5 protein-coding genes are annotated in these 5,721 nt (G+C 70.1%); all 5 read left to right on the top strand.

Annotated elements, in window-relative coordinates; all coding sequences use genetic code 11:
• Positions 1 to 309 precede the first annotated feature (309 nt).
• Entirely contained in the window at positions 310 to 2,043 is a 1,734-nt protein-coding gene (locus FV228_RS18765; protein WP_147856009.1) for an L-lactate permease, read from the top strand.
• Positions 2,044 to 2,251: 208 nt separating this feature from the next.
• The gene (gene miaB / locus FV228_RS18760; RefSeq protein WP_147856010.1) at positions 2,252 to 3,589 is read left to right on the top strand and encodes a tRNA (N6-isopentenyl adenosine(37)-C2)-methylthiotransferase MiaB; all 1,338 of its coding nucleotides are present in this window, start codon (positions 2,252 to 2,254) and stop codon (positions 3,587 to 3,589) included.
• A gap of 73 nt (positions 3,590 to 3,662) precedes the next feature.
• Positions 3,663 to 4,733 (top strand): PhoH family protein, encoded by a 1,071-nt coding sequence (locus FV228_RS18755; RefSeq protein WP_187277812.1) that lies wholly within the window; start codon positions 3,663 to 3,665, stop codon positions 4,731 to 4,733.
• Positions 4,730 to 5,215, top strand: a complete 486-nt coding sequence (gene ybeY, locus FV228_RS18750) for an rRNA maturation RNase YbeY (protein ID WP_147856007.1) — start codon at positions 4,730 to 4,732, stop codon at positions 5,213 to 5,215. Before FV228_RS18755 ends, ybeY begins: the two co-directional genes overlap by 4 nt.
• Positions 5,216 to 5,251: 36 nt before the next feature.
• The coding region (locus FV228_RS18745; protein WP_147856006.1) for a CBS domain-containing protein at positions 5,252 to 5,721 on the top strand (470 nt) is incomplete at its 3' end.

Below are 5,721 nucleotides of genomic sequence, written 5' to 3'. Positions count from 1 at the left end.
CTTCAGGGGATCGCCACCGGCCGGGGCGAGACCAGGCCCACGCTCGGGCCTCGGCCGGCCGCCCCGGGGCTCGACCTCGGCGGCCCCGAGATCGCGGCGGTGTGAGGTTTTTGGGGGCCTTACGAGACGGGTGCGATGCGGTTTCCCGTCATCGCACGCGTGGCGAAGCGGCCTGGATGGATCCGACCCGTGACCGCCATATCCCGGTAGAACCACCCTATGAATACATGATGCATATCTGTTGAGGGTCTGGTGAGCCTCTGATAGGTCGGCCGAAACCCCTGACATCGGGGTATCGGAGGACGCCCCTTGCAACCCTGGAACCAAGTCTACGATCCGTTCGGGAGCCCCTGGCTCTCGACGCTGGCCGCCTCCGTGCCGGTCATCGCCCTCCTCGCCATGATCGCCAGCGGGCGCGTGAAAGCCCACATCGCGGCGGTCATCGCCCTGGTCCTCGCCCTCTTGGTCGCCATCGTGGGCTTCGGCATGCCGGCCGGGCTCGCGTCCCGGGCCGCGATCCTCGGCATGGTCACGGGCTTCTTCCCGATCGGCTGGATCATCCTCAACGTCATCTTCCTTTACCGGCTGACGGTGGAGAAGGGCTGGTTCTCGGTGCTGCAGCAGTCGGTTGCCGGCATCACCGCCGACCGGCGGTTGCAGCTCCTCCTGGTGGCCTTCGCGTTCGGCGCCTTCTTCGAGGGCGCGGGCGGCTTCGGCACGCCGGTGGCGGTCACCGGGGCGATCCTGATCGGTTTGGGCTTCTCGCCGCTGGCGGCCTCGGGCCTGTCGCTGATCGCCAACACGGCTCCCGTCGCCTTCGGGGCGCTCGGCGCGCCGATCCAGGGCCTGGCCTCGGTCACGGGCTACCCGCCCGAGATCCTGGGCGCCATGATCGGCCGGCAGCTGCCGCTGTTCTCGCTGATCGTGCCGTTCTGGCTGATCTGGGTGTTCGCGGGCTTCCGCGGCATGGTCCGGGTCTGGCCGCCGATCCTGGTCTGCGCCGGATCCTTCGCGACCGCGCAGTTCCTGATCTCGAACTACGTCAATCCGTGGATCGTCGACATCGGCGCCTCGATCGCCTCGATGCTCGCCCTCGTGCTGTTCCTGAAGGTCTGGCAGCCGCGGGAGATCTGGACCTCCCCGGCGCTGCGCGGTCACGATCCGTCCCTGGCGCTGGCCACTCCGCGCCCGTCGCCGCTGGGCGCCGGCGTTCCCGGCACGCCCCCGGTCCACACCGGCACGCGCACGGCCTCGCAGCGCGAGATCCTGCTGGCCTGGCTGCCGTGGATCATCCTCTCGGTGGTGGTGGCGATCTGGGGCACCGGCTGGTTCAAGGGCATCGTGAACCCGCTCTTCACCTGGAAATACGAGGTGCCCGGCCTGCACAACGCGATCATGAAGGTGCCGCCGGTGGTGGCCAAGCCGGTGCCCGAGGGCGCGGTCTTCCTGTTCACCTACATGTCCTACACCGGGACCGGGGTGCTGATCGCCGCGCTCATCTCCGGCCTGATCATGCGGTTCTCGCCGGTCCGCCTCGTCACGGCCTATGTCGAGACCATCTGGGCGCTGCGGTTCTCGCTGATCACCATCGCGGCGATGCTGGCGCTGGGCGTGCTCACCCGCTACGCCGGCGTCGACGCCACGCTGGGCCTCGCCTTCGCGGGCACCGGCATCCTGTACCCGTTCTTCGGCACCCTGCTCGGCTGGCTGGGCGTCGCGCTGACCGGGTCGGACACGGCCTCGAACGTCCTGTTCGGCGGGCTGCAGCGGATCACCGCCGAGCAACTCGGCCTCTCGGGCGTGCTGATGGCGGCGGCGAACTCGTCGGGCGGCGTGATGGGCAAGATGATCGACGCCCAGTCGATCGTCGTCGCCTCCACGGCCACCGGCTATTTCGGGCAGGAAGGCAAGATCCTGCGCTTCGTGTTCTGGCACTCGATCGCGCTCGCCTGCCTGGTCGGCCTGTTCGTGATGCTCCAGGCCTACGTGCCGTTCTTCCAGCAGATGGTCATCGACGTCCCAGCCGCGGCCGCGGCCCACTGACGACGGGGCGGCGGGCAAGCCCCGCCGCCTCCCAAGGTTATCGGGGCTCCGCCCCAAACCCGCCAAAGGGCTGAGCCCTTTGGAAACCGCGCCTTGCCGTGGGGTGTCGCGACGGCCCGCGCGATCCGTGCTACAGGCTCCCGCCCGCCGGTCCGCGCAGGATCGGGGCGGGTCGATGGGCGAGCGGACGGTTTTAGGGCGGCACGCGTTGAAGAAGGCCTTCGTCAAATCCTACGGTTGCCAGATGAACGCCTACGACGCGGCCCGCATGGCCGACGTGCTGGGCGTTGAGGGATATACGCCGACCGATTCGGTGGAGGAGGCCGACGTCGTCGTCCTCAACACCTGCCACATCCGCGAGAAGGCCGCCGAGAAGGTCTATTCCGAACTCGGCCGCCTGCGCGTCCTGAAGGGCGAGCGGCAGGCCCGCGGCCTCGACACCCGCATCGTCGTCGCCGGCTGCGTCGCCCAGGCCGAGGGCGCCGAGATCCAGGCGCGCCAGCCCGCGGTGGACGTGGTGGTCGGCCCGCAGAGCTACCATCGCCTGCCGGACCTCCTGGCCCGTTCCCGCGAGCGCCGGGTGGTCGACACCGAATTCCCGGTCGAGGACAAGTTCGCGCACCTGCCCCGGCGCCGCACCTCCGCGCCGACGGCCTTCCTCACCGTGCAGGAAGGCTGCGACAAGTTCTGCGCCTTCTGTGTGGTGCCCTATACCCGCGGTGCCGAGGTCTCCCGCCCCGTGGCGGCGGTGCTGGCCGAGGCCCAGAGGCTTGCCGAGGGCGGCGCCCGCGAGGTCACGCTGATCGGCCAGAACGTCAACGGCTATCACGGCCTCGGCCCGGACGGTGCCCCGGTCGGGCTCGCCCACCTCATCCGGGCCGTCGCAAAGATCCCCGGCCTCGCCCGGGTCCGCTACACCACCAGCCACCCGAACGATTTCGACGATGCGCTCGTGCGGGCCCATGCCGAGGTGCCGGCGCTGATGCCGTACCTGCACCTGCCGGTTCAGTCGGGCTCGGACCGGATCCTCGCGGCCATGAACCGCAAGCACACCGGCGACCAGTACCGGCGCCTGATCGACCGGGTGCGCGCCGCCCGGCCGGACGTCGCCCTGTCCTCGGACTTCATCGTCGGCTTCCCGGGCGAGACCGACGCCGACTTCGCCGACACCCTTCGGTTGGTGCGCGCGATCGGTTTCGAGAGCGCGTTCTCGTTCAAGTACAGCCCCCGCCCCGGCACGCCGGCCGCCGAGCGCGACGACGGCGTGCCCGAACCCGTGATGGCGGCGCGGCTCGCCGAGCTTCAGGCGCTCCTCGACGAGCAGCGCTACGCCTACCAGCGGGCGGCGGTCGGCCAGGTGTTCGACGTTCTGGTCGAGAAGGCCGGCCGGCTTCCGGGGCAGCTCGCTGGCAAGACGCCGCACCTGCTGGCTGTGCAGTTCGACGCCCCGCTCCACCATATCGGGTCGATCGTCCCGGTCCGGATCGTCCGTGCCGGGACGAACAGCCTGTTCGGGCAGCTGGCTTCCGAGGCTGTGGCGGCGTGAGGATTTAAGCGATGGGGATGGCGGTGAGGATCACAGGTTGAGCGCGTCGGACGGGTCTGGCGAGCGCGGCCCCCTGCGGGGTCGCGGGCCGGCGGCGCGGCCGGCCGAGTTGGAGGAAGCCGTGGAGGTGCCGCTGACCTTCGACGACAACCGCCTCGCGAGCCTCGTCTTCGGTCAATACGATCAGAACGTCGCCCATATCGAGCGCCGGCTCGACGTCACCGCAACGGCGCTCGGCAACCACCTCGTCATCAAGGGCTCGCCCGACGCCGCCGAGAAGGCCCGGCGGGTGTTCCTCAAGCTCTACGCCCGGGTGCGGACCGGAGGCAGCACCCTGACGCTGGGCGATGTCGACGGCGCGATCCGCGAAGCCACCGCGCAGGCGACCCTGTTCCCCGCCGAGGCGATCGCGGCCGAGGCCGACACGCCGCATTTCGAGCAGATCGCCACCCGCCGCCGCGGGGCCGTGCGGGCGCGCAACCAGGCGCAGGACCAGTACATCAAGCTCCTGCGCTCCAACGAGTTGGTCTTCGCGGAAGGCCCGGCCGGCACCGGCAAGACCTGGCTGGCGGTGGGCCACGCCGTGTCGCTGCTCGAGCAGGGCCATGCCGAGCGACTGATCCTGTCACGCCCGGCGGTGGAGGCCGGCGAGCGCCTGGGCTTCCTGCCCGGCGACATGCGCGACAAGGTCGATCCGTACCTGCGCCCGATCTACGACGCCCTCTACGACTTCATGGAGGCGCGCCACGTGGATCGCGGCCTGCAGACCGGCATCATCGAGATCGCGCCGCTGGCCTTCATGCGCGGGCGGACGCTCACCAACGCCGTGGTGCTCCTCGACGAGGCGCAGAACACCACTTCCATGCAGATGAAGATGTTCCTGACCCGCCTCGGGGAGGGCTCGCGCATGATCATCACCGGCGACCCCAGTCAGGTCGACCTGCCGCCGGGCCAGAAATCCGGCCTCGTGGAGGCGGTGAACGTGCTCGACGGCGTCGAGGGCATCGGCCGGGTGACCTTCAAGGACGTGGACGTGGTCCGCCACGACCTCGTGCGCCGGATCGTCACCGCCTACGAGCGCGCCACCCACGGCGACGGCGATGCCGACCGCAATCCCAACCCCCGGCGTCGGCCCCTGGCGTGAGCACGCCGCACGACATCGACATCGCCGTCGAGGACGACCGCTGGGAAACCGCGATTCCCGACCTCGAATCGCTCGTGATCCGCGCCGTCGAGGCGGGGCTGTCGGCCGCTCCCGAGCCGCCGGACGGGCCCGTGGAAGTCAGCGTCATGCTGACCGACGACGTCACCGTCCAGGATCTCAACCGCACATGGCGCGGCAAGGACAAGCCCACGAACGTGCTGTCCTTCCCGGCGGCCCCGCAGCCCCGGCATGCGGGCGCCGCGCTGCCGCTCGGCGACGTGGTCCTTGCCTACGAGACCCTTGTGCGCGAGAGTGCCGAGCAGTCGAAGCCGCTCCAGAATCACCTCGCGCACCTCCTCGTCCATGGCACCCTGCATTGTCTCGGTCAGGACCACGAGAACGGCGAGGCCGAGGCTGAGGCCATGGAGGCGCTCGAAGTCGCGGCCCTCGCGACCTTGGGCATTCCGGACCCCTATGCCTGAGCGGCCGATTCCCCACCGCCCCCAGATCCGAGAGACATGAGCAACGATCGAAGTCGCGGCGCGGCCCTGGCCGCGCCCAGTTCCACCGAGGGCGAATCCCAGACCCGGGAGCCCTGGTACGACCGCCTGCTCCAGGCGCTCCACCTCAAGCCGCGCGATTCGCTGCGCGAGGGCCTTGAGGAGGCGCTCGCCGAGCCCGATGCCGGCGAGAGCGGTCTCACCCCCCTCGAGCGGGTGATGCTCAAGAACGTGCTCGGCTTGCACAAGGTGCGGGTCGACGACGTGATGGTCCCCCGGGCCGACATCGTCGCGGTCTCGAACGACACCAATCTCGGCGATCTGCTCAAGCTGTTCCGCAACGCCGGCCATTCCCGCCTGCCGGTCTACGGCGAGACGCTGGACGACCCCCGCGGCATGGTTCACATCCGCGACCTCGTCGATCACATCGCCGCCAAGGCAGAGCCGACCCGCCGCAGCCCGGCTGCGGCCGCGGCGCGGCCCACCGT

Origin of the sequence: Methylobacterium sp. WL18, from assembly GCF_008040015.1 — a bacterium.
In the GTDB taxonomy this organism is placed as follows: Bacteria; Pseudomonadota; Alphaproteobacteria; order Rhizobiales; family Beijerinckiaceae; genus Methylobacterium; species Methylobacterium mesophilicum.
Note: the sequence above shows the minus strand (reverse complement) of the source record. Positions and strands in the feature narration are given on the sequence as shown.